General features: G+C 66.4%; 25 protein-coding genes and 1 other RNA gene. 13 read left to right on the plus strand and 13 right to left on the minus strand.

Features of this window, described 5'->3' with window-relative positions:
- Positions 1-131 precede the first annotated feature (131 nt).
- The 6 genes from AC5P6S_RS08045 to AC5P6S_RS08070 all read left to right on the plus strand — a co-directional run bounded on the left by AC5P6S_RS08045 (position 132) and on the right by AC5P6S_RS08070 (position 7,941).
- Positions 132-359 (plus strand): hypothetical protein, encoded by a 228-nt coding sequence (locus AC5P6S_RS08045; protein WP_005409108.1) that lies wholly within the window; start codon positions 132-134, stop codon positions 357-359.
- On the plus strand, positions 356-1,126 hold the full coding sequence (locus AC5P6S_RS08050; protein ID WP_005412995.1) for an SDR family NAD(P)-dependent oxidoreductase: 771 nt from the start codon (positions 356-358) through the stop codon (positions 1,124-1,126). The genes AC5P6S_RS08045 and AC5P6S_RS08050 overlap by 4 nt, the downstream gene beginning before the upstream one ends.
- Before the next feature lie 91 nt (positions 1,127-1,217).
- Positions 1,218-2,441, plus strand: a complete 1,224-nt coding sequence (locus tag AC5P6S_RS08055; RefSeq protein WP_005409110.1) for an efflux RND transporter periplasmic adaptor subunit — start codon at positions 1,218-1,220, stop codon at positions 2,439-2,441.
- A gap of 112 nt (positions 2,442-2,553) precedes the next feature.
- On the plus strand, positions 2,554-5,724 hold the full coding sequence (locus tag AC5P6S_RS08060) for an efflux RND transporter permease subunit (protein WP_005409111.1): 3,171 nt from the start codon (positions 2,554-2,556) through the stop codon (positions 5,722-5,724).
- A gap of 64 nt (positions 5,725-5,788) precedes the next feature.
- Positions 5,789-6,526 (plus strand): SDR family oxidoreductase, encoded by a 738-nt coding sequence (locus tag AC5P6S_RS08065; RefSeq protein ID WP_005409112.1) that lies wholly within the window; start codon positions 5,789-5,791, stop codon positions 6,524-6,526.
- A complete protein-coding gene (locus tag AC5P6S_RS08070; RefSeq protein ID WP_076739253.1) occupies positions 6,520-7,941 on the plus strand; it encodes an efflux transporter outer membrane subunit in 1,422 nt (473 codons plus the stop codon). The genes AC5P6S_RS08065 and AC5P6S_RS08070 overlap by 7 nt, the downstream gene beginning before the upstream one ends.
- 41 nt (positions 7,942-7,982) lie before the next feature.
- Here AC5P6S_RS08070 and AC5P6S_RS08075 read toward each other — a convergent pair whose 3' ends face one another.
- Positions 7,983-8,360: a VOC family protein gene (locus AC5P6S_RS08075; protein ID WP_285309887.1), complete on the minus strand. Its 378-nt coding sequence runs from the start codon at positions 8,358-8,360 to the stop codon at positions 7,983-7,985.
- 139 nt (positions 8,361-8,499) lie between these two features.
- Between AC5P6S_RS08075 and AC5P6S_RS08080 the strand changes: the two genes are divergently transcribed.
- Entirely contained in the window at positions 8,500-8,763 is a 264-nt protein-coding gene (locus tag AC5P6S_RS08080) for a hypothetical protein (RefSeq protein ID WP_005409115.1), read from the plus strand.
- 19 nt (positions 8,764-8,782) lie between these two features.
- Here AC5P6S_RS08080 and AC5P6S_RS08085 read toward each other — a convergent pair whose 3' ends face one another.
- The 6 genes from AC5P6S_RS08085 to AC5P6S_RS08110 form a co-directional block, all read right to left on the minus strand.
- The gene (locus tag AC5P6S_RS08085) at positions 8,783-9,637 is read right to left on the minus strand and encodes an endonuclease/exonuclease/phosphatase family protein (RefSeq protein ID WP_099526956.1); all 855 of its coding nucleotides are present in this window, start codon (positions 9,635-9,637) and stop codon (positions 8,783-8,785) included.
- A gap of 138 nt (positions 9,638-9,775) precedes the next feature.
- A complete protein-coding gene (locus AC5P6S_RS08090) occupies positions 9,776-10,003 on the minus strand; it encodes a hypothetical protein (protein ID WP_229298723.1) in 228 nt (75 codons plus the stop codon).
- Positions 10,004-10,062: 59 nt separating this feature from the next.
- Positions 10,063-10,299 carry a hypothetical protein gene (locus AC5P6S_RS08095; RefSeq protein ID WP_024956430.1) on the minus strand — a complete coding sequence of 79 codons (237 nt, stop codon included), beginning with the start codon at positions 10,297-10,299 and terminating at the stop codon, positions 10,063-10,065.
- Positions 10,300-10,385: 86 nt separating this feature from the next.
- Positions 10,386-11,090 (minus strand): PA1136 family autoinducer-binding transcriptional regulator, encoded by a 705-nt coding sequence (locus AC5P6S_RS08100; protein ID WP_049397841.1) that lies wholly within the window; start codon positions 11,088-11,090, stop codon positions 10,386-10,388.
- Positions 11,091-11,095: 5 nt separating this feature from the next.
- A complete protein-coding gene (hchA, locus tag AC5P6S_RS08105) occupies positions 11,096-11,968 on the minus strand; it encodes a glyoxalase III HchA (RefSeq protein ID WP_024956432.1) in 873 nt (290 codons plus the stop codon).
- A gap of 84 nt (positions 11,969-12,052) precedes the next feature.
- Positions 12,053-14,074, minus strand: a complete 2,022-nt coding sequence (locus AC5P6S_RS08110) for an esterase/lipase family protein (protein WP_049397840.1) — start codon at positions 14,072-14,074, stop codon at positions 12,053-12,055.
- 153 nt (positions 14,075-14,227) lie between these two features.
- On the opposite strand from AC5P6S_RS08110, the gene AC5P6S_RS08115 reads away from it, so the two are divergent.
- Positions 14,228-14,689 (plus strand): methyltransferase family protein, encoded by a 462-nt coding sequence (locus AC5P6S_RS08115; protein ID WP_005409122.1) that lies wholly within the window; start codon positions 14,228-14,230, stop codon positions 14,687-14,689.
- A gap of 13 nt (positions 14,690-14,702) precedes the next feature.
- Here the strand turns inward: AC5P6S_RS08115 and AC5P6S_RS08120 are convergent, their stop codons facing one another.
- Both AC5P6S_RS08120 and ssrA read right to left on the minus strand, forming a co-directional pair.
- On the minus strand, positions 14,703-15,185 hold the full coding sequence (locus tag AC5P6S_RS08120; protein ID WP_044569880.1) for a hypothetical protein: 483 nt from the start codon (positions 15,183-15,185) through the stop codon (positions 14,703-14,705).
- Between the two features lie 154 nt (positions 15,186-15,339).
- Positions 15,340-15,693: a transfer-messenger RNA gene (gene ssrA, locus AC5P6S_RS08125) on the minus strand.
- A gap of 219 nt (positions 15,694-15,912) precedes the next feature.
- Here ssrA and AC5P6S_RS08130 point away from each other — a divergent pair.
- A complete protein-coding gene (locus AC5P6S_RS08130; RefSeq protein ID WP_495204557.1) occupies positions 15,913-16,485 on the plus strand; it encodes a hypothetical protein in 573 nt (190 codons plus the stop codon).
- A gap of 124 nt (positions 16,486-16,609) precedes the next feature.
- Here the strand turns inward: AC5P6S_RS08130 and smpB are convergent, their stop codons facing one another.
- Entirely contained in the window at positions 16,610-17,113 is a 504-nt protein-coding gene (gene smpB, locus AC5P6S_RS08135) for an SsrA-binding protein SmpB (protein ID WP_005409231.1), read from the minus strand.
- A 57-nt stretch (positions 17,114-17,170) separates the two neighbouring features.
- On the opposite strand from smpB, the gene AC5P6S_RS08140 reads away from it, so the two are divergent.
- Together AC5P6S_RS08140 and AC5P6S_RS08145 are read left to right on the plus strand one after the other, a co-directional pair.
- Positions 17,171-17,596 carry a type II toxin-antitoxin system RatA family toxin gene (locus tag AC5P6S_RS08140; protein WP_005409232.1) on the plus strand — a complete coding sequence of 142 codons (426 nt, stop codon included), beginning with the start codon at positions 17,171-17,173 and terminating at the stop codon, positions 17,594-17,596.
- Between the two features lie 3 nt (positions 17,597-17,599).
- Positions 17,600-17,857, plus strand: coding sequence for an RnfH family protein (locus AC5P6S_RS08145; RefSeq protein ID WP_005409233.1), 258 nt, complete (start codon positions 17,600-17,602; stop codon positions 17,855-17,857).
- A 34-nt stretch (positions 17,858-17,891) separates the two neighbouring features.
- Here the strand turns inward: AC5P6S_RS08145 and AC5P6S_RS08150 are convergent, their stop codons facing one another.
- The gene (locus tag AC5P6S_RS08150) at positions 17,892-18,284 is read right to left on the minus strand and encodes an outer membrane protein assembly factor BamE (RefSeq protein WP_005409234.1); all 393 of its coding nucleotides are present in this window, start codon (positions 18,282-18,284) and stop codon (positions 17,892-17,894) included.
- A 103-nt stretch (positions 18,285-18,387) separates the two neighbouring features.
- Here AC5P6S_RS08150 and fur point away from each other — a divergent pair, with 103 nt between their 5' ends.
- Positions 18,388-18,795: a ferric iron uptake transcriptional regulator gene (gene fur / locus AC5P6S_RS08155; RefSeq protein ID WP_005409235.1), complete on the plus strand. Its 408-nt coding sequence runs from the start codon at positions 18,388-18,390 to the stop codon at positions 18,793-18,795.
- A gap of 63 nt (positions 18,796-18,858) precedes the next feature.
- Here fur and AC5P6S_RS08160 read toward each other — a convergent pair whose 3' ends face one another.
- A complete protein-coding gene (locus AC5P6S_RS08160) occupies positions 18,859-20,115 on the minus strand; it encodes an SGNH/GDSL hydrolase family protein (RefSeq protein WP_495204558.1) in 1,257 nt (418 codons plus the stop codon).
- 97 nt (positions 20,116-20,212) lie between these two features.
- Between AC5P6S_RS08160 and AC5P6S_RS08165 the strand changes: the two genes are divergently transcribed.
- Positions 20,213-21,130, plus strand: coding sequence for a LysR family transcriptional regulator (locus AC5P6S_RS08165; protein ID WP_005409237.1), 918 nt, complete (start codon positions 20,213-20,215; stop codon positions 21,128-21,130).
- A 109-nt stretch (positions 21,131-21,239) separates the two neighbouring features.
- Here AC5P6S_RS08165 and recN read toward each other — a convergent pair whose 3' ends face one another.
- Positions 21,240-22,901 carry a DNA repair protein RecN gene (gene recN, locus AC5P6S_RS08170; protein WP_076739238.1) on the minus strand — a complete coding sequence of 554 codons (1,662 nt, stop codon included), beginning with the start codon at positions 22,899-22,901 and terminating at the stop codon, positions 21,240-21,242.
- Positions 22,902-22,980: the final 79 nt, after the last annotated feature.

Consider the following 22,980-nt stretch of genomic DNA (forward strand, 5'->3'; position numbering starts at 1 on the left):
CGTCGGGGATGGGACAATCGTGACAGAACGATTGGACCGGGAGCGGGATGATTATTCCCCTTAATCAGGACTAATCAAGTAAAGGTTTGAGGTCTATCGTGGCGCCATTCGTTAATTGGAGCCCGTCCGCCATGAGCCTGCGCAACATTCTTGCCCGACTCCGGAACGCCGGCCAGAACACCCTGGACCTGGCGATGACCGTCGAAGCCCGTCCGAGTTCCTTGGTACACAAGGACTTTCGTGAGTTTACCGCGCCCATGCGTCAGCAGCGTGGCGGTGCCATCCGCCTGGCCCCTCACAAGGGTGACCGCCTGCGCCGAATCGGGACTATCCCGGATTTGGGAGGAAATGTCCCGTGAATGGGATGCTGACGCCTGAAGTCCTGGTCCTGGGCGGCACCGGTGCCGTCGGCCAGGGTGTGGTTGGCGCGCTGCTGGAGGCCGGCAGCCCGGTACTGGTTGTCGGCCGCGATCCGAGCCGGCTGGCGGCGCTGCACGAGCAGTTCGCTGACGAGCCGGGCCTGGAGACGCTGCTGGGGTCGCTCAGCGACGACGGATCGGCGCGCGCGCTGGCCGAACGCATCGCGCAGCGCCCGCGCCCGTTGGCGGCGGTGATCGCCGCAATGGGTGGACCGTACCGCCGCGGTCGCGTGGTCGACCGCAACGGTGACGAACTGATGGGCGCGATGCAGGCCGATCTGATGCCGCACGTGCACGCGGTGCGTCACCTGCTGCCGCTGCTGCAGGACAACGTGCATGCGCGCCGCTACGTGATGATCGGCAGCCCGGCCAACGCAAAACCATGGGCGGGCTACGGCGAGACCTCGATCACCACCGCCGCGCTGCGCATGTACGCGCAGGTCGTGCACCAGGAAGCGCAGGCGCTGGGCGTGCGCGCGCAGATGCTGGAAGTCTGCAGCCCGGTGTGCACCCCGGCCAATGCGGCCAATGCCTGCATCGAGTGGCCCAGCTCGCTGCTGGTGGGTCGTCGCGTTGTGTCGCTGCTGGATGGTTGCCGCGACAACCGTGCCATCGTCCGCTGTGACAGCAGCGATGCCGAGCTGCCGCGTGGCCTGCTGCACCTGGAAGTTCCCCCTTTGTGGCGCGATACCGCAGGCGTTGCTTGACCTCGACCATGGTTGAGGTCGCAGGATACGCCGCCGATTTTTGCAACACGTTCTCATATAGCTGTACCACCCCTCCGTACGGATGCATGCCATGACTTCCCCCAATACCACCCCACATCGTTTCGGCCATCGCATTGCGATGGTCGGCGTGTCGATCCTCGCCGCAGCCGTGCTTGCGGCCTGCAGCGGCGGCCACGCCGAAGAAGCCGGTGCACCGCCGCCGCCGCAGGTCAGCGCCGCGCCGGTACTGGTCAAGCAGGTCAGCCAGTGGGACGAGTTCAGCGGCCGCGTCGAAGCGGTGCAGAGCGTTGAACTGCGCCCGCGCGTGTCCGGCTACATCGACAAGGTCAACTACGTCGAAGGCCAGGAAGTGAAGAAGGGCGAAGTGCTCTTCACCATCGACGCGCGCAGCTACCAGGCCGAGTACGATCGAGCGGCTGCCGAGCTGGCCCGCGCCCGCACCCAGGCCACGCTGGCCCGCAGCGAGTCCGAGCGCGCCAAGCGACTGTCCGAGCAGCAGGCGATCTCCACCGAGACCGCCGAACAGCGTCGCGCGGCCGCCGACCAGTCCGGTGCCGCCGTGCAGGCCGCGCAGGCTGCGCTGGACGCGGCCCGGCTCAACCTGGAGTTCACCAAGGTGCGTGCACCGATCGACGGCCGTGCCGGTCGCGCGATGGTCACCGCCGGCAACCTGGTCACCGCCGGCGACAGTGCCAGCGTGCTGACCACGCTGGTCTCGCTGGATACCGTCTTTGTCTACTTCGATGCCGACGAAAGCACCTTCCTGCGCTACGCCCAGATGGCACGCAAGGGCGAGCGCCCGAGCGAGCGTGACAGCGAACTGCCGGTGAAGGTTGGCCTGTCCGGCGAAGAGGGCTACCCGCACTCGGGCAAGGTCGACTTCCTCGACAACCAGGTCGCCCGCAGCACCGGCACCATCCGCGTCCGCGCACTGCTGGACAACGCCGACCGCCAGTTCACGCCGGGCCTGTTCGCCCGCGTGCAGCTGCTCGGCAGCGGCCAGTTCCAGGCGCTGCTGATCGATGACAAGGCCGTGCTGACCGACCAGGACCGCAAGTATGTCTACGTGGTCGACAAGGATGGCAAGGCCCAGCGCCGCGACATCCAGCTCGGTCGCACCGCTGATGGCCTGCGCATTGTCGAACACGGCCTGGCCGCGGGCGACAAGGTGATCATCGACGGCGTGCAGAAGGTCTTCATGCCGGGCATGCCGGTGCAGGCCAAGGCGGTGGCGATGCAGCCACAGCCGGCGCCGGCACCGGGCCGCGATGCCACCGCCGCCCTGAAGCACTGATCCGCGTCCCCGCTTAGCTGCCGGCGCCAGCGGCAGCCTTCCCTGCCTTCGTCATTTCGGCGAGGGGCAGGGTGGCTGTTGCCCGCCGAATGCCTTTCCCAGGAATTCCTCCATGGACTTTTCCCGTTTCTTCATCGACAGGCCGATCTTCGCGGCGGTGCTGTCGATCGTGATCTTCGCCGCAGGCCTGATCACGATTCCAATCCTGCCGATCAGCGAGTACCCGGAAGTGGTGCCGCCGTCGGTGGTCGTGCGCACGGTCTATCCGGGCGCCAACCCCAAGGTCATTGCCGAGACCGTCGCCACGCCGCTTGAAGAAGCCATCAACGGCGTCGAAGGCATGATGTACCTGAAGTCGGTCGCCGGTTCCGACGGCGTGCTGCAGATGACCGTCACCTTCCGCCCGGGCACCGACCCGGACGCAGCGGCGGTGAAGGTGCAGAACCGCGTGGCGCAGGCGCAGGCGCGCCTGCCCGAGGACGTGCGCCGGCAGGGCGTGACCACGCAGAAGCAGTCGCCGACCTTCCTGATGGTGGTGCACCTGACCTCCCCGCAAGGCAAGTACGACACCCTGTACCTGCGCAACTACGCCCGCCTGCACGTCAAGGATGCGCTGGCACGCATTCCGGGCGTCGGTGATGCGCAGATCTTCGGTGGTGGCGACTACGCCATGCGCGCCTGGCTGGATCCGGACAAGGTGGCTTCGCGCGGCCTGACCGCCAGCGACGTGGTGCGCGCCATGCGCGAGCAGAACGTGCAGGTGTCGGCCGGCCAGCTCGGCGCCGAACCGCTGCCGGACAGCAAGTTCCTGACCCTGATCAATGCCCAGGGCCGGCTGAAGACCGAAAAGGAATTCGGCGACATCGTGCTCAAGAGCGGCACCGATGGCGAAATCGTGCGCCTGTCCGACGTGGCCCGCCTGGAGCTGGGTGCGGGCGACTACACCCTGCGCTCGCAGCTGGACGGCAAGAACGCGGTCGGTATCGGCATCTTCCAGTCGCCGGGTGCGAACGCGCTGGAAATCCGTGACCAGGTCATCTCGACGATGGACGAGATGCAGAAGACCATGCCGGCCGACGTGAAGTACGAAGCGGTGTATGACACCACCATCTTCGTGCGCGACTCGATCAAGGCCGTGGTCTCCACGCTGCTGGAAGCGATCGCGCTGGTGGTGCTGGTGGTGATCCTGTTCCTGCAGACCTGGCGTGCCTCGATCATCCCGTTGATCGCCGTGCCGGTGTCGGTGGTGGGTACCTTCGCCGCGCTGTACCTGCTGGGCTTCTCGATCAATACGCTGAGCCTGTTCGGCCTGGTGCTGGCGATCGGCATCGTGGTCGACGACGCGATCGTGGTGGTGGAGAACGTCGAGCGCAACATCGAGGAAGGTCTGTCGCCCACCGCCGCGGCCCACCAGGCCATGCGCGAAGTGTCCGGCCCGATCGTGGCGATCGCGCTGGTGCTGTGTGCCGTGTTCGTGCCGATGGCGTTCCTGTCCGGTGTCACCGGCCAGTTCTACAAGCAGTTCGCGGTCACCATCGCCATCTCCACGGTGATCTCGGCGATCAACTCGCTGACCCTGTCGCCGGCCCTCGCCGCGCGCCTGCTGAAGGCCCACGGCGCACCGAAGGATGGCCCGAGCCGCCTGATCGACCGCCTGTTCGGCTGGGTGTTCCGTCCGTTCAACCGCTTCTTCAAGTCCAGCTCGGAGAAGTACGAACGTGGCGTGGCCCGCATCCTCGGCCGACGTGGCGCGGTGTTCGTGGTCTACGCGATCCTGCTGGTCGGTACCGGCGTGATCTTCAAGCTGGTGCCGCCGGGCTTCATCCCGACCCAGGACAAGCTGTACCTGATCGCCGGCGTGAAGCTGCCGGAAGGTTCGTCGATCGCGCGTACCGATGAAATGCTGCGCAAGGTGGCCAAGATCGCCCAGGAAACCGATGGCGTGGCCCACACCATCTCGTTCCCGGGCCTGAACGCGCTGCAGTTCACCAATACGCCCAATACCGGTGTGGCGTTCATTCCGCTCAAGCCCTTCGCCGAGCGTCATGGCCGTACCGCTGCGCAGATCAATGCCGAGATCAACCAGAAGATCGCCGGTCTGCAGGAAGGCTTCGCCTTCGCGATGATGCCGCCGCCGATCCTCGGTCTGGGCAACGGCAACGGCTACCAGATGTTCATCGAGGACCGCGGCAACCTGGGCTACGGCGCGCTGCAGAATGCGGTGCAGGCGATGCAGGGCACCGTGGCGCAGACGCCGGGCATGGCCTTCCCGATTTCCAGCTACCAGGCCAACGTGCCGCAGCTGGATGCCGAGGTCGACCGCGTCAAGGCCAAGGCACAGGGCGTGCAGCTCACCGAACTGTTCGACACCCTGCAGACCTACCTGGGTTCGGCCTACGTCAACGACTTCAACCAGTTCGGCCGTACCTGGCAGGTGATCGCCCAGGCAGACGGTCCGTTCCGCGAGACGGTCGAGGACATCGGCAAGCTGCGTACCCGCAACGACCGCGGCGAGATGGTGCCGATCGGTTCGATGGTCACCATCAAGCAGACCTTCGGCCCGGACCCGGTGCTGCGCTTCAATGGTTACCCGGCAGCGGACCTGGCCGGTGAAGCCGACCCGCGCCTGCTGTCCTCGGCCGAGGCGATGACCAAGCTGACCGAGATCGCCGGCAAGGTGCTGCCGGTGGGCATGACCACCGAATGGACCGACCTGAGCTACCAGCAGGCGACCCAAGGCAAAGCCGCCTTCATCGTGTTCCCGGTGGCGATCATGCTGGCCTTCCTGGTGCTGGCCGCGCTGTACGAGAGCTGGTCGCTGCCGCTGGCGGTGATCCTGATCGTGCCGATGACCCTGCTGTCCGCGCTGTTCGGCGTCTGGCTGACCGGCGGTGACAACAACGTGTTCGTGCAGGTCGGCCTGGTGGTGCTGATGGGCCTGGCGTGCAAGAACGCGATCCTGATCGTCGAGTTCGCCAGAGAACTGGAGATGGGCGGCAAGGGAATCGTTGAAGCTGCGCTGGAAGCCTGCCGCCTGCGCCTGCGCCCGATCGTGATGACCTCCATCGCGTTCATCGCCGGCACCGTGCCGCTGGTGCTGTCGCACGGTGCAGGTGCCGAGGTGCGCTCGGTGACCGGTATCACCGTGTTCGCCGGCATGCTGGGCGTGACCCTGTTCGGCCTGTTCCTCACCCCGGTGTTCTACGTGGCCCTGCGCAAGTTCGTCACCCGCAACGGTGGTGGCCAGCTGGTGCAGCACGGCGAGCCGACCATCCACCACTGACATGAAACCCCGTCGCCGCCGGTCAATGGCCGGCGGCGGCTTCCCCCTCACAAGGCATGCATCCATGAATACCCATCAGAACAAGATCGCGCTGGTCACCGGCGCTACCCGTGGCATCGGCCTGGAAACCGTGCGCCAGCTGGCCCAGGCGGGCGTGCACACGCTGCTGGCCGGTCGCAAGCGTGAGACCGCCGTTGAGCTGGCGCTGAAGCTCCAGGCTGAAGGCCTGCCGGTTGAAGCCCTGCAACTGGACGTGACCGACGCGGCCAGCATCGCCGAAGCGGTCGAGCAGGTACGCCAGCGCCATGGCCGCCTCGACATCCTGGTCAACAATGCCGGCATCATGATCGAGAATCCCGCGCAGGCGCCGTCGGAGCAATCGCTCGAGACCTGGAAGCGTACCTTCGACACCAACGTGTATGCGCTGGTGGCGGTCACCCAGGCATTCCTGCCCCTGGTCAAGCAGGCCAAGTCCGGCCGCATCGTCAATGTGTCCAGCATGCTCGGCTCGCAGACCCTGCACGCGGATCCCTCCTCGGGCATCTATGACTTCAAGATTCCGGCGTACAACGCCTCCAAGGCCGCGGTGAACAGCTGGACCCTGAGTCTGGCCTACGAACTGCGCAACACGCCGATCAAGGTCAATACCGTGCATCCGGGTTACGTCAAGACCGACATGAACGGCGGCAACGGCGAGATCGAAATCAGTGAAGGTGCACGCTCCAGCGTGGAAATGGCACTCATCGGTGAATCCGGTGCCAGCGGCAGCTTCACCTACCTGGGTGAGGTGCTGCCATGGTGATCCGCACGTTGGCGATGGCCGTCTCCAGCCTGGTGCTGGCGGGCTGTGTCAGCGTCGGCCCGAACTACAAGGCGCCGGTGCAGGAACCGGTGGTGCTGCAGGGGGCGCAGCAGCCTGTGTTCAGCACTACCTCGCCGGTGGCCAGCTGGTGGGCGCAGTTCGATGATCCGGTGCTGGAAGAACTGGTGCACGGTGCACTGTCGGATAACCTGGACCTGCGCGTGGCCGTGGCCCGCGTCAGCCAGGCCCGTGCGGTGTTCGTCGAAAGCCGCTTCGACCAGGCCCCGCACATCACCGCGGGCGGCAGCTACGACCGCCGCAAGCAACCCGATCCGCAGCTGGGTGGGCAGCGGGTGTTCAGTGAAAGCTACCAGCTCGGCTTCGATGCCGGCTGGGAGCTGGATCTGTTCGGCCGCAAGCGCCGTGCAGCAGAAGCCGCGCGCGCCGACCTGGACGCCGAGCAGGCCAACCTGGCCGATGCGCAGGTACTGGTCGCCGCCGAAGTGGCACGCAACTACTTCGAGCTGCGCGGTACGCAGAAGCGCATCGCGGTGGCCCAGCACACCCTGGTCAACCTGCGCGATACGCAGAAGCTGACCGAGGCGCGCTGGGAGCTGGGCGCCGGCAGCGAGCTGGACGTGCAGAGCAGTCGCGCCCGGCTGAAGGCGATCGAGGCCGATATTCCGCTGCTGGAAGTGGCCGAAACGCAGTCGCGCAATCGCCTGGCGGTTCTGCTGGGCCAGCGTCCGGAAACGCTGACCGCCATGCTTGCGCCGCACGACGTGCCGGCATTTGCCAAGGCGCTGCCGCTGGGCGATACCCGCGAGCTGCTGCGCCAACGCGCCGACGTGCGCGTGGCCGAGCGTCGCCTGGCCGCTGCCACCGCGCGGGTGGGCGTGGCCACTGCGGACCTGTTCCCGCGGCTGTCACTGTCCGGTTTCGTCGGCTTCCTTGGCGGCGACGCCAGTGGCCTGGTCAATGGCAACAACAAGGCCTGGTCGCTGACGCCGTCGCTGAGCTGGGCCGCGTTCGACTTCGGCACCGTGCGTGCACGCCTGCGTGCCAGCAAGGCTGAAGCCGAGGGTGTGGCTGCGCAGTATGAGCAGGCCGTGCTGCTGGCGCTGGAAGACACCGAGAACGCGCTGACCCGCTATTCCAAGCAGCAGGCGCGGCTGGCGATCGTGGTCGAGCAGGCGCAGGCGGCACGCCGGGCTGAGTCGCTGGCGCAGATCCGCTACCGCGAGGGCTCGGAAGACTTCCTGACCCTGTTGGATGCGCAGCGCACGCAGCTGGCGGCCGACGATGCGTTGGCGGCGGCTGAGTCCGAGGTCAATGTCAGCGTGGTGGGCGTGTACAAGGCGCTGGGTGGCTGGGGGCAATCGCCGCAGCAAACCAGCGTGGCGCAGGTGCAGTAACCGCACGGGACGGAAGCAGTGGCTTCCGTCCCTTTCTTCTGTCAGGGCCAGTGATTGGCCGGTGTGTCGCGCTCGCGCATTCGCACGATGCAGAAGCGATGGCCGGTGGGTGCTTCCATCACCCACCAGCGTTTGACGAAGCTGATCCGGCGCGCGCCGAGTTTTTCCAGTCGATCTGCCTCGGCATCGATGTCGTCGCTCTCGATGTCCAGGTGCACCCGTGAGGGGTGAGCGACACGTTGCACTTCCACGTTCAGGCCTGCGGGTGCGCCCTGCAGGTCGGCGTACTCGGCGCCATCTTCGCCATACGATGGCTGCGCCTGCAGACCGAGGGCGGCCGCCCAGAAGCGTGCGCCTTCGTCAGCGGGCGTGTCCTGGCAGTCGATGATGAATCCGGCCAGACGGCTCTGGTGCGCCATGACGTCCTCCGCAGATTGGGAATGGAGGAAGGGTAGCGCGTCGCGTGCTGTGGACGTTGTCACAGTCATGACGTTTCTGACTCTGCCAGAACCGGGGCCTGCGGTGTAACTAGTGGGGCAGATTCCGGGAGGGATGGCGATGAGCGACGACAAACGTGATACCCAGCGCATGCTGTTTGGTGATCCGGGACCGCCTGGCGCAGGGCTGTCGGTAGCGGTCGTAGTGCTGATGGTGTTGGCTACCATGGCGGCTGCGATCGGCTTCATGCGCCTGCCGGACCAGATGCTGGGGCTGGGCCTGATCGGCATCTCCGTGTTTCTGGCGGTCGGTGCCCGCATCTGCCAGGCACGCAACCAGCATCAGGCGCTGTACCGGCTGATGTCGCGACAGCCGCCGCCGTAGCTGCGGCTGCCGTACAGGTTCAGTGCTTCGGCCAGTCCAGCTCGACCACCAGCGGGAAATGATCCGACGGCAGCACGCCGTCGATGCGACGGTCATCGGTCAGGAAGCTGCGTGCATGGAAGCCACGCACCAGCACCCAGTCCAGCTGCACGGTGGCCTTGCCGGTGAAATCGTGGAAGGTCAGGCGTGGCCCCTGCGGAACCTTCACCTGGGTACGGGTGTCCTGCAGCAGGCGGGTGAATGCCTTGTAGGTGTCACCACCGGGCTCGCTGTTGAAGTCACCCGTCAGGACCACCGGCAGATCGGCCGGCAGGGCTTCCACGCGCTTGCCGATCAGCTCGGCACCCTTCACCCGGCGCGGTTCATCCTCGTCGCGGTAGGGCAGGTGGGTATTCATGAAATAGAAGCGACGGCCATCGTCCAGGCGGCGGAACAGGGCCCAGGTGACCATGCGCGGGTACAGGTTGCCCCAGGTGATGCTGCCGGGTGCGTCGGGTGTATCGGACAACCAGAAGTTGCCGGACTCCTCGATGGCCAGCACCTTGCTGTCGTAGAACACGCCCATGTGTTCGTCACCGCTGCCACCACGGCGGCCTTCGCCGAACCAGCGGTAGCCGGGCAGGTGTTCGGACAGGTAGTCGGCCTGCTCCTTCACCAGTTCCTGGGTGCCGATCACAGCCGGGTGCGCATCGAGGATGACCTTGACCATGGCATCGCGGCGGTCGGGCCAGCGCTTGCCCGGTTCGGTATCGGCCGGGGTGCGTACGTTGAACGACATCACTTTGAGTGGCGCCGGTGCAGCAGCCCAGGCGGCGGCAGGCAGCGCAAGCGCCAGCAGCGCACACAGCGCGGGGCGACGGAAACGCGACAACATCGTGAAATCCCTCCATTCCATGAAAACGGTTTCATGAAGCATGCCATGGAAGGCGAGGGCAGCGATATGCCGGGATGGGCGACTGGGAGATGCCGGACGGGCGCTGGACGCTCCGCCCGGCAGATGCCCCTTGCCCGATCAGGGGTCGTAGATCATCCCGTTCTCGTCGCGGTTGTAGTGGTCGCTGACTACGCGGGTGCCCTCGTCATGGACCACGTACAACGTGCAACGCTGGTGGAACACGTTGCCGCTGATGCGGAAGGGCACGCACTCCTCCTGCAGGCCGACCTCTTCGGCTGCATTCGCCGGCGGCGAGGGCACCAGGGCGGCAAGTGCAACTACTGCAGCGAAAGAAAAAGCGGTCATTCGATTGTGCAGCGTCATTGATCACACTCCTTGGAGTCGTAGTCGGTGTCCGATGCAGATCAGTCTGCCGGGAGGTACCACTGACCGTTCTCGTCTATCCAGTACACCGACGTGAGAACGGTGCCGTCTGCCAGAGTGCGGGTGACGGTGCAGCGCTGATGCACGAGGTTGGGCCCAAGCCTTACGGGTACGCAATCGGTCGTCGATCCGGGGGACCCGGCCGCGTGGCCGGTTGCCGGTACCACACTACCCAATGCCAACATCAATGCGGCCATCGCGGCCAGTTGCAGTTTCATAAGCATCATCCTTGCTTCTGCAATCGCGCACATGCGCATGGCGTGTGTAACACGCGAACCAGGCCGCCGGAAGTGTCTCGCCGTGATCAGTCTTCGATCTCGCCGCGACGGCTGGCAGCACGCACTGCCTGCGCGGTGGTCGCCACACCCAGCCGTTGCCGCGCGTGGCGCAGGTGGTTCTCCACGGTGCGCGTGGAAAGCCCAAGCGTGGCCGCGATCTCAGCTTGGCGACGGCCAGCGGCGACCCAGCGCAGCACTTCGCGCTCGCGGTTGCTCAGTGCGCTTCCCGAAAGCTCGGCAGGCGATTCGGCCAGATGGCGCGCGGCACGGAATGCTGCAGCTGCAGCAGCTTCCAGCTGCAGTCGCGCGCTGGCCGATGCATCGATCGCTGTCCCGGCAAAACTGATCGCGCCTTCCAGACCGGTGGTGCCGAACACCGGCACCTGCAGACCGTGCAGGCCTTCACCACGTGGCTGCTTCACCACCTGATAGCGTTCGCCGCGAACACCCTGGCGCTTGCTCCAGAAGAACGGCGCGTCACTGTCCAGTACGTGGCGATTGACCGGGCAGGCGTGCAGGTAGCGCGCGAGGTCGGTACTGCTGCCGTCGCCGAACCAGTCGCCCTCGATCCAGTACACGCGCTGTGTACCGCGCTCCAACCCCGTGCCGGTGGCGAACACCAGCACGCGGTCGTAGCCGAGCGGTGCAGAGATGCTGCGTAGTACGGAGCCCACCGCACTCAGTGAGCGGGCGCGTTCCAGTTCCAGCAACGCCTGCACCAGTTCGCTCATCCGGGTCAGCGGCTGGCCAAGGCGTCGAGCAGCGTGCGTGCGGCCAGCTTGCCCAGCGCATTACCGGCCAGCGGGCTGTCGCCGGTCAGCAGCAGGCGATCCTGCAGCACGCTGCCATCGATGCCGTCATTGACGATCTGCACGCCCTGCTGCGCCAGGCGCTCACCGAAGAACCACGGCAGCTGCCCGGGCATGTAGCCGATCTCCGGCGTCTGCCGGTCCATCGCATCGGGGAAGGCACAGATGCGGTAGCCGCGGAACAGCGAACCACCATCGGCCTCGTCCACGCCTGCGGCCAGCAATGCGGCCGGGCCGTGGCAAAGGGTGATGATGTGACGTTGCTCGGCCATCGCCCAGTGCAGGGCTGCCTTTACCGCGCGACTCTGCGGCAGTCCGATAAGGGCGCCATGGCCACCGGGAATGAACACGGCGGCATAATCCGATGCGGCATCGAGGCCTGCCACCACCTCATCCAACGGCAGCGGCTGGCGGAAGCGCGACTCGTAACGTTCGTACAGTCCACCGATCTCCGTGTCCTCACGCGGGAACGCCCACCACTCGAACTTGGCGGCGTTGCCCGACAGCGTGGCCACATCGATGTCGAAGCCGGCCTTGTCCAGGTGGTACATCGGCAGCAGGGTTTCCACCGGATGGTTGCCGGTGGAGAACAGGTGGCCGTTGGCAGTGGGCAGATAGCGTTCGTCCGCAGCGATCATCAGCACCTTCCAGCGGCCATCGCGGCGTGCGTCCGGATAGTCGGCACCGGACAGGTTGCTCTTGGGCGATGTGAACTGCGACAGCGAGTAGGGCGACGGGAAGAAGGCATCGCGCTCGGCCGGGTCGGGGCTGGGCTGGCGGCTGGGCTCTTGCGTGTTCATGCGGACCTCCAGTGGGGTGGTGGAATCCAGCATAGAAGGGCTGATGCGTACAGGCGATGAGGGTTTTCCCTCAGCCGCGCGCAGCTACTTCACCGTGGCCGAATGCTGCTGCATGTCTTCATGCAGGATCCGCCGCAGTTCGACGATGGCCGGCGTGGCTTCCTGCACGCTGTGCCCGGATACGATCACCTTCTCCGAATCCGCGTGCGGCAGGTGCGAGCTCCAGTAGGGCACCAGCCCGTCGTCGGTCTTTTCCAGCGGCCCATCGGCCTTGGCGCGCGCGATGATCGAGTGGTAGTGCACCTTCGGCGACATCGGCAGGTCGGCCACCGCGCGGACGAAAGGATCGTCCTTGTCCAGATTCTGGATGCTGTTCATCTGGTAACCGTGCTTGCCATCATTGCGGTCGATCTGGCCGTCGTTGGCGATGGTGGCGACGTCTTCCAGCACGGTCAGCGGCAACCGCACCAGGCGACCGATCCAGCGGCCCAGGCGGGTGCCCGCCACGTCGGTGCCGCGGTGTGGCGTGGCGATGAATACCACGCGCGATACTTCCGGTTCCGGCAGGAAAGTCAGCACCGGTGCGCCCTTGGTACGCAGCAGTTCACGCTGTGCCGGCGTCATCTGCGCAGTCTCCAGCAGGGTGTCGACCAGATGATCGCCGGAAGAGGAGATCATCAGCCGCGCGATCACGCCACCCATGCTGTGCCCGACCAGCACCATGTCATGCGAAGCCTGCGCCTTGCCGCTGGGGTCGAAATGCTTGAGCACTTCGGACAGCGTATGACGCATCGCATCGTGGCTCATCGCGATGGGCATGTTGGTCGGGTAGTAGAACTGCCAGACCTGGAAGTCCTGGCGGATCTCGTCGTCGCGCATCAGTTCGTTGGCGACGTTCACCCAGGCTTCCGGGCTGCTGGCCAGGCCATGGATCATCAGCAGCACGCGGCGGTTCGGATCGTAGGGCTGCATCATGTACAGGTGCGGCGTGTCGATGCCGCCCTTGCCACCGAAAAGCGAGCGCAGCGACTGGTGGCTGAAGTTGGAACGGGCCAGCCACAACGCATAGCCGGCGGTGAAGTTCGCGGCCAGCGGAACCTGTTGGCCATGCAGGGTGACTTCCGTGACCTGGTAGGGATCGTGGATCTCCAGCTCCGGCTCGTCGTCGTGCAGCACTTCCCACAGGTTCTTTCCCGAGAAGCGCAGCAGCACCGTCATCGAAGGGGAGGGCATCTCGCTCCAGCTCTGCGCGGCCGAGGTGCTGGCCTGCGCGGCGGGCGTCGCTGCCGAAGGCGGGGTCGCCGTGCTGCCAGCTGGATCGTTCATCACCGCCACCAGTTCGGCACCGAAGCCATCGCGGCGATGCACGCTGCGCAGCGTGCCAGTGAACGACAGCGAGGCCGCCGGTACCAGTTCGGTAGGGGTACGCGTATCCAGCGGTGATGCTTCGCCTGAAGGGGCCAGCACGAAGGTCCAGCGGCCCAGCTGGAAGTGGCTGGCCTGGCCGTGCACGCGGCCCGTGGCATAGGCGTCGTACAGCTGTACCGAGGCTTCCTGCACGGCCAGGTTGTAGTAGTCGCGCACCTGGGTCTGGCGATCTTCGAAGCCGCGCTGGTTGGCGGTGCGCTCGGTGAAGAAAAGATAGGCATAGGCCTGGCGCGCGACCTGCATCCACGCATCCAGGCGCGGTTGAAAATCGGCATCCAGCTCGGTGATCGCGCTCTTGGCGCGGCCGGATGCCGAGTACTCACGCTTCGGCGCCGGCAGGGTCATCGCATACTGCAGCCACAACTCGGCCAGGCTGGAGCGTTTGTCTTCCTCGCGCACCACGATGCTGCTTTCCATCGCCTCGATGCAGGGCAGGCCCGGTTTGGCGCATACGCCTTCATCGAGGCCGGCCACCCGCAAGGTCTCCGTGGTCGCCGCGCTGAGCTTGCCGGAAGTAAGGATGTCACCGCGCTTGAGCGCGATGTACTGGCCGGGCGTGACCGAGGCCACCTGCACCGACGGCCCGAACTGGCGCAACGTGGCGCAGCCGCCCAGGGTGAGCAGCACAGTGATGATGAGGGTCGTGCGGCCGATGAAGCCCAAGCCCGTGGTTGCCATACGATCCTCCTGCGCGGTGGCGCCACTCTAGCGGTCGGCATGTCAAAGCGGAAGATACCGGGCGGTCGGTTTGGGGCGCTCAGGCGCTGCCATCCAAGCGATTCAGCCGGTTCCGTGTGACACTGGGGTGAATGGGGTTATGCAGGGACTGCGATGACGTGGCTTGAGACCCGGATCCCGCCGCCGCTGGTGATGCTGCTGTGCGCGGGGATCGGCTGGCTTGGGAGCCGACTGTGGCCGGAGGCGGTCTTGCCACTGCCGATGCGGGCCCTGATGTCAGGCGGGGTGATGGGGATCGGTGTGGCGCTGAACCTGCTGCCGAAGCTTGCGTTCCAGCGGGCGCGCACCACGGTCAATCCGCTGCGCCCTTCCGCATCAAGCGCGCTGGTCACGCGCGGCATGTACCGTTACACGCGCAATCCGATGTATCTGGGCCAGGCAACGATCCTCACTGGCGCAATGTTGTACCTGCAGAACACGATCGCGTTGCTGGCTGTGCCGTTGTTCGTGCTCTACATCACCTGGTTGCAGATCATGCCGGAAGAGCGGGCGTTGCTGGCCCGCTTCCCCGACGTGTATCCGATGTTCCGCCAACGTGTGCGGCGTTGGCTGTAGCGGGCTTCACCCGTTATCGAGAAATCTGGCACTTCACGGCAGCGGAATAGCCTTCGTAGTCATCGCCTGCGATCACGTGCAGGGTGTGGCGCTTGTCGATGGTCTTCACGTATGAAGGTTCCTCCGTGTCGGCGTGTTCGTTGACCGTGTTCACTGACCACGCTTTGGCCAGATGCGTGGCGTCAACGCCGTTCAAGTAGACGAAGAGGCTCTTCTCGCCCTCGGCCACGTTCACATCGGCACTGGTGACGGTACCGCCGAGCAGGGCGACCGGCTTGTCCTCCGGCTCGAAGGTGCCACCCGGTTTCCTGGCCAGGCCAGCGGCCTGCAGTGCATCGATGGCGTCGGCCTCGCTGAAGTCCGAGCCGGCCTTGCAGGCCAGCAGGGCTTCCAGCGTGGCGGTGCCGGGGGGCGCGATGGCCGGTGCCGCGGCGTGGGTGGCTGGGGTTGCGGCGAGGGCGGTAAGGAGTACGGAAATCGTGAGAGCAGCTTTCATGGCAGATCCTTCTGGCGGTCGCGGGGTGGGGCTGCAGTGTGGAGGTGTCATCCCGATTATGCGCCACGCGTCCTGCGCGACGTGCAGGCACAAAAAAGCCGGAACTCCATTGACGGGAGATCCGGCTTCTTGCGGCCTCGACAGGCCATACAGATGGTGGAGGTGGGCGGAATTGAACCGCCGTCCGAAGGCACTCCATCCCCAGCACTACATGCTTAGCTCACCGTTGGATCTCGTCCCCGAACAGCACGGCGTGCAAAGCGCATCCGGGAACCAGCCTGTTGTGTTCTAGTGCCGGACTGACAGGCAGCCACCCAGCGCGATTCCATGATAGTGACTCTACACCGCGAGCATGGACACAAGCGGTTTCGAGGCTTAGGCCTTAAGCGGCCAGAGCGTAGTTGTCGTCGTTGGCAACTAGAGTTTTGCAGCTGGATTTACGAGGAAAGCTACCCCCTCGGCATGCGCCAGGCGACTTCACAACCCCCGTCGAAACCAATGCACCCCCGGTTTCTACAGTGCTGCAAGGTACAGGGCCGATCCCGCGTTGCCACGGTCAGGGCCTGCCCAACGGTTGCAATGCTACGGCAAAACAGCTGAACAGTCACCTTTGCAATCCACAACACGTTGTAGAGCCGCCGTCATAGCGGATTGGTAACGTCATTGGCACGAATTTGCGACACACTGGCGACGACCATCCGAGCCAGGACAGACACGGAGACTGTGGGTGACCGATGCAAGCCAACAACGCAGCCTGCGACAGCTGATCGGGCCGGTCGGTGCCGACTATCAGCGGCGCGCGTTGCCGCCCGGCTGGGTCTGGGCCGTGCTGGCGGTGCTGCTGGCGGCCACCTGGGTGACGGAGTTGCCGGCCACGGCCGCAGCGGCACTGGTCGCCAGCGCGGTGGTGGTGCACTGGTCGCGGCGCGGGCGCATCCATTGGCTCGGCTGGCGCCTACCGGGCCTGGCCGTACTGGCGGCCCTGCTGTGGGGGCCGGAAGTACTGTCGCAGTGGTTCGAGCACGGGCTGGCCGTGGTCCTGATGTCGCTGGCCAGTCTCAGTATTGGCGTGCACGTGTGGCAGTCGCGGCAGTTGGCGCGCCAGCTGCAGGGCGCCGCCGATGCGCTGGATGATGCCCAGTTGCTGTCGTTGCTGCCCGATGATGCCGCGCAGCTGGCCCAGCAGTGGCGGGAAGGCGATGACCGCTACGCGCCGGAACTGGCGGTGGTGATGCACCTGGCGGTGATGCACGCGGCGCTGGCGCCGCGCATGCGCGGGCAGGGCATGCTGGCGGGGTGACCCGCCTTTTGTAGCGTCGAGCCATGCTCGACTGCTTTTCTTACCGAAGCCGAGCATGGCTCGGCTCTACAGAAGACCAAGACAGCCGAGCATGGCCCGGCTTTACAGGTGATGCGCTGCGGCCTTACGCGTCGCGGTTGCCGCGACGCATCACGCGCTGCTTCTCGATCGCCCAGTCGCGGTCCTTGGCGGCATCGCGCTTGTCGTGGGTCTGCTTGCCCTTGGCCAGCGCGACTTCGAGCTTGATCTTGTTCTTGCTCCAGTACATCGCGGTGGGCACGATCGTGTAGCCATCGCGCTCGACCTTGCCGACCAGCTTGTCGATCTCGCTCCGGTGCAGCAGCAGCTTGCGCTCGCGCCGGTCGTTGGCCACCACGTGGGTGGAGGCCTGGATCAACGGGGTGATCTGGGCGCCGATCAGGAAGATCTCGCCGTGCTTCACGTAGGCGTAGGCATCGATGATGTTGCCGCGGCCAGCGCGGATCGACTTCACCTCCCAGCCCTGCAGTGCCAGGCCGGCCTCGAAGCGTTCTTCGATGTGGTACTCGTGGCGGGCACGCTTGTTCAACGCGATGGTCTTGTTGGCCGTCGCGCTCTTTGCTTTATCCTTGCCGCTGTTCTTGCTCATTTCCGTATTGTCTCCGATTCGGGCCCGCCCGGTCGATTGCCGAAACGCCCTGTATTCATGCCTACTATCCGCCGCAGCGCCCTGGTCGAACATTCGTCCGCGCGCATGTTCGACCTGGTCAACGATGTCCAGGCCTATCCGCGCCGCTTCCGCTGGTGCTCGGCTGCCCAGATCCTGGAGCAGGGCGAGGACCGGCTGGTGGCGCGCCTGGACCTGGGCCTGGGTTCGTTCAGCACCTGGTTCCAGACCGAAAACACCCTGCAGCGCCCGCACAGCATCGACATGCAGCTGCGCGATGGCCCGTTCAAGCAGTTGCACGGCCGCTGGGAATTCCATGCGCTGGCCGAGGACGCCTGCAAGGTCACCCTGACCCTGGAATTCGAGCCCAGCTCGCGCCTGCTGGGGCCGGCCCTGGCGATCGGCTTCCAGGGTCTGGCCGATCGGATGGTCAATGATTTCGTCCGCGTCGCCGACGAGGCCTGAGCGATGATCGAGGTCGAGGTGGTGCTGGCCTGGCCGCAGCAGGTGCTGTCGCGCCGGCTGCAGCTGGACGAGGGCGCGACCGTGGCCGATGCCATTGCCGCCGCCGCGCTGGAAGGCAGTGACCGATGCCCGGCCGTGGCCGTGCATGGCGTACTGGCGCGCCCGCAGCAGGTGTTGCTGGAGGGTGACCGCATTGAGCTGCTACGCCCGTTGCTGGCCGACCCCAAGGACAACCGCCGGCGACGCGCGCTCGGCGGTTGATGCCCGCAACCCGTCCGTGGGGACGGGCAGGGCCTCAGCGGCCCTTCTTCTTCTTGTCCTTCGGCAGGTTGCGGCCGAACTGGCGCACGGTCTGCTGGGCCAGGGCCTTGTCGTTGCCCGGGAAGTAATCGCCTTCCCAACGGGTCACGGTGTCATTCTCGAAGAACACCACGAAGTTCTTCACTTCAGTACGTCCCAGGCGGTTCACCCGCTGGCTGGAGGTGTAGTCCCAGCGCTGGGCGTGGAACGGATCGGGAATGGACGGGGTGCCCAGCAGCGCGGTGACCTGCTGCTTGCTCTGCCCGACCTGCAGCTTGGCCACGGCATCTTCCCGGATCAGGTTGCCCTGATAGATGGGTTGCTTGTAGATGATGCCGCACCCGGTGGTGGACAGGGCGACGGCGGCGACCAACAGGAGATTGCGCATCGGGACTGGCGGTTGGGGAAATCAAACCGATGATACACTCCCGGCGTGCCACCGCGACCCAATCCGAGGCAGCTGGCGCTAAATCGCCAATGAACGGAGACCTATGGAAACCCACGACCTGCGTAAAGTCGGCCTGAAGGTGACCCATCCGCGGATGCGGATCCTGGCGCTGCTCGAGCAGCGCAATGCCCAGCACCACATGACCGCCGAAGACATCTACCGCCAGCTGCTGGAGCATGGCGACGAGATCGGCCTGGCGACGGTGTACCGGGTGCTGACCCAGTTCGAGGCCGCCGGCCTCGTGCTCAAGCACAATTTCGAGGGCGGCCAGGCGGTCTACGAGCTTGACCGTGGCGGCCACCACGACCACATGGTCGACGTGGACAGCGGCAAGATCATCGAGTTCGAGAGCCATGAGATCGAGGAGCTGCAGCGCAAGATCGCAGCCGACCACGGCTACGAACTGGAAGAGCACTCGCTGGTGCTGTACGTGCGCAAGAAGCGCAAGTAAGCCGATCCAGCCAGCCAGATGCGACGAAACCCCGGGCCTGCCCGGGGTTTTTCGTTGCTGGGGTCAGGGCCCTTTCCTGAAGGGAACAGGCCCTGACCCCTTGCGACCCAGCAGGACCTCCAGATCCACCGCCTCGGCCATCGCCCGGTTCCCCGCATCACCCGGATGCAGGTGGTCGCCGGAATCGTAGGCGGCGGCCATCCGTGACGGATCGGCCGGATCGCGCAGGGCCGCGTCCAGGTCGATCACCGCGTCGAACGGCCCGTCGGTGCGCAGCCAGGCATTGAGCTGGCTGCGCAGGGCGTCCTTGTCCGGGTGGTGGTAGTCGTCCAGCGGCGTGCCGGGCAGGGCGCCGGCGAACGGCATCAGGGTGGCGCCGAGGATGCGTAGACCCCGCCGATGGGCCTGTTCGGCCAGGGCGCGGTAGCCCGCCTGCAGCTCGGCAAGCGTGGGCCGCGCCTGCTTGCGCGCGAAGGCGGTGCCGGGCCAGCTGATGTCATTGATGCCAACCAGCACGATCACGCTGGACACGCCAGGCTGATCCAGTGCATCGCGTTGGAAGCGGGCGAGCGCGGATTCCCCCATGCCGTCGTGCAAGAGGCGGCCACCGGAGATGCCGGCATTGACCACGGCGATGCCCCGCGGTGCCAAACGCGCGGCCAGATGGTCGGTCCAGCGCTGGTCCTGGTCGAGGCTGGCGGTGGCGCCGTCGGTGATCGAATCGCCGATCACCACCACGCTGCGTGCGCTGGTCGGCGCCTCGACCTCGATGCCGGCCAGGAACAGGCGGGCCGTGGTGCTGCTGGCCCCGCTCAGTGCCTGGGCCTGGCTCTGGTCGCCAGGCGCAATCCAACTGGTCTGCCTGCCCTCCCAATGGAACGTCTGCACCGGCATCGGCCCCGGCACGAAGACGCTGACCTGCAGCGCCTGCCGGTCAGCCGTGGTCAGTGGCAGCGGATCGCTCAGCCGTTCCTGCCCGGGGCCGATCAGTACCCCGGGCTGGCCTTCGAAACTGAGCGGCTGCGGGGTGTCCCCCGCCCGGGCGGCCACGCTCGCCGCCCCGATCCGCAGTGGTTGGGTGCCGTAGGCATTGCTCAGCCGCACCCGCAGCCGAGACCCGCCCAGGCTGATACGTGCCGTCTGGCGGAAGGTCTGGTCCTGCAGTGCAGCCGGGACCAGGGTCGGAAACAGGAATTCCGGGCCCCAGACCGGTTGCGGGCTGGCCTGCCAGCTGGCGACCCAGTGTGGCGCAGGGGCGGCGCTGGCGGCACTGGACAGGCCGATCAATGCGGTGGTGACGAGCTGGCTGAAGCGATTCATCGGGCAATCCCGGGTGGAGGGAAGGCCATGGTGATTCCGTACTCATCTGTGAACTAGACTGCGCATGGACAATCATCTGTGAACTGGATTCATTGCCATGGCGCGCTCCGACATCAACCGATCCGGCGAACTGGAAGTGTTCGTGCGGGTGATCGAGACCGGGGGCTTTTCCGCAGCCGCCCGAACGTTGGAGATGACCCCGTCGGCGGTCAGCAAGCTGGTGGCGAGACTGGAACAACGGCTGGGGACGCGCCTGCTGCAGCGTTCCACCCGCCAGCTGCAGCTGACTCCGGAGGGCTGCGCGTTCTACGAGCGCGGCCTGCGCGTGCTGGCCGACCTGGACGAGGCCGAGCGCTGTGCCAGTGCTCACGCCGAGCCGCGTGGACGCCTGCGGGTCAATTCCAACGTGCCGTTCGGCCAGCATTTCCTGTTGCCGTTGCTGCCGGCGTTCCTGCAGCGCAATCCGCAGGTAGGCGTGGACCTGACCCTCAACGACGAGGTGATCGACCTGCTGGAGCAGCGCACCGACGTGGCGGTGCGGGCCGGTCCGCTGAAGAGCTCGAGCCTGGTGGCGCGGCGGCTGGGCGCGACGCGGATGATGATCGTGGCTGCACCGGCCTACGCGCAGCGGCACGGGCTGCCACGCACTGCCGAGGAGCTGCAGTCGCACAACCGGCTGGATATCGGCCATGCGCGCGCGATGCAGGGCTGGCCGCTGCTGCAGGACGGGCGCGAACGCATGCTGCTGCCCAGTGGCAACGCGCGCGCCAGCAACGGCGATGCGCTGCGCCAGCTGGTGCTGGGTGGGTTGGGCATGGCGCGGCTGGCAGCATTCCAGGTGCAGCAGGATATTGCCGCCGGGCGCCTGCTGCCGGTGCTGGAAGAGGCCAACCCCGGTGACCTGGAAGAGGTGCACGCGGTGTTCCTGGGGCAGGGCGGCTACCTGCCGCTGCGGGTGCGCGCGTTTCTTGATTTCCTGGTGGAGAACGTCGACCTGACGCAGCCACGGGGGTAGTGCCGGGCGCCGGCCGGCAACCTCGCGATCTTCGACCCCTCGCATCGGTTGCCGGCCAGCGGCCGGCACTACCGTGCGGAAGCCGGGCCCACGCTCTGCTCTGCCGGCCTCAGGCCTGCAGCAGCTTGCGCGCGGCGGCGCGCGCTTCCTTGCTCACTTCCACGCCGCCGAGCATGCGCGCCAGCTCTTCCTCGCGCGCCTTGCTGTCCAGCTTTTCCACGGCGCTCTGGGTCATGCCTTCCACCGGGGCCTTGCTGACCCGGTAATGGGCATGGCCCTTGGAGGCAACCTGCGGCAGGTGGGTCACGCACAGCACCTGGCGCTTCTCGCCGAGCGCGCGCAGCTTCTGGCCGACGATGTCGGCTACCGCGCCGCCGATGCCGGAGTCGACTTCGTCGAACACCATGGTCGGTACGGCATCCAGGTCCAGCGCGGCCACTTCGATGGCCAGCGAGATGCGTGACAGTTCGCCGCCGGAGGCCACCTTGCGCAGGGCGCGCGGCGGCTGGCCGGCATTGGCTGCGACCAGGAATTCCACGCGCTCGGCGCCCTGCGGGTCGGGCTTGCCGGCGTCCTGCGGTTCCAGCTCGATCAGGAACTGGCCGCCGCCCATGCCCAGCTCGGCGATGATGCCAGTGGTGGTGGCCGACAGCTCGGCAGCAGCGCTGCGACGGCTGGCGGTCAGCACTTCGGCCTGTGCGCGCCAGGCGGCGGCGGCCTTGTCGATCTCGCCGGCCAGGCGCTGCAGGCGTTCGTCGGCGCCGCGCAGCTGTTCCACTTCGGCGTGCATGCGCTCGCGCTGCGCACCCAGCTCGTCCATCGGCACGCGGTGCTTGCGGGCCAGGTCGTGCAGACGGCCGAGGCGGCGCTCGTTCTCCTCGAACTGTTCCGGGTCGGCGTCGAGGTCGTCATGCACCCGATCCAGCAGCGACAGGGCTTCGTGCAGCTGGATCGAAGCGTTCTCGATCAGGCCATCCACCTCGCCCAGGCGCGGGTCGTGCTCGATCAGGCGCGACAGCTCGTGGCGCACCTGCTGCAGCAGGTCCAGCGCGGAGTTTCCGTCGTCGCCGTTGAGCTGGTTGCTGGCGGCCTGGCAGGCGCTCAGCAGGGCGCTGGCATGGGCCTGGCGGCGGTGGCTGGCGCCGAGTGCGGCAATCGACTCCGGCTCCAGGTCTTCACGGTCCAGCTCGCGCAGCTGATGCTCCAGGAAGCCGATCCGGTCACTGACGTCGCCCTGTTGCGACAGCGCCAGCGATTCATCGACCAATGCCTGCCAGGCCGCGGCGGCGCGTCGCACCTGGCGGCGTTCGTTCTCGTTGCGCGCATAGGCGTCGAGCAGGGCCAGCTGCGACGGGCGTGTCAGCAGGGCCTGCTGTTCGTGCTGTCCGTGGATCTCCACCAGCAGCGAGGCCAGGTCGCCCAGTTGCGCCAGGGTCACCGGGCGGCCGTTGATCCAGGCCCGCGAACCGCCATCGGCGCGGATGACCCGGCGCAGCTGGCACTGCTCCTCGTCGTCCAGCTCGTTGTCGGCCAGCCACTGGCGTGCAGCCTGCAGCTGCTCCAGCGCAAACTCGGCCGAAAGCTCGGCGCGCGCGGCGCCGTGGCGGACCACGCCGCTGTCGGCGCGCAGGCCGGACAGGAAGCCCAGCGCGTCGACCATCAGCGACTTGCCGGCGCCGGTCTCGCCTGAAACCACGGTCATGCCTGGCCCGAACTCCAGTTCGGTGGCGCGGACGACGGCGAAATCCTTGATCGAAAGATGTCTGAGCATGGGTAAGGGGGTATCAGCAGCCGCGCAACGCTAGCACGCGGGCGAGGGAGGTCCAATGACTTGCCAAGGTGATGCGCCG

This window comes from Stenotrophomonas sp. YJH_SMC_119 (genome assembly GCF_059368315.1).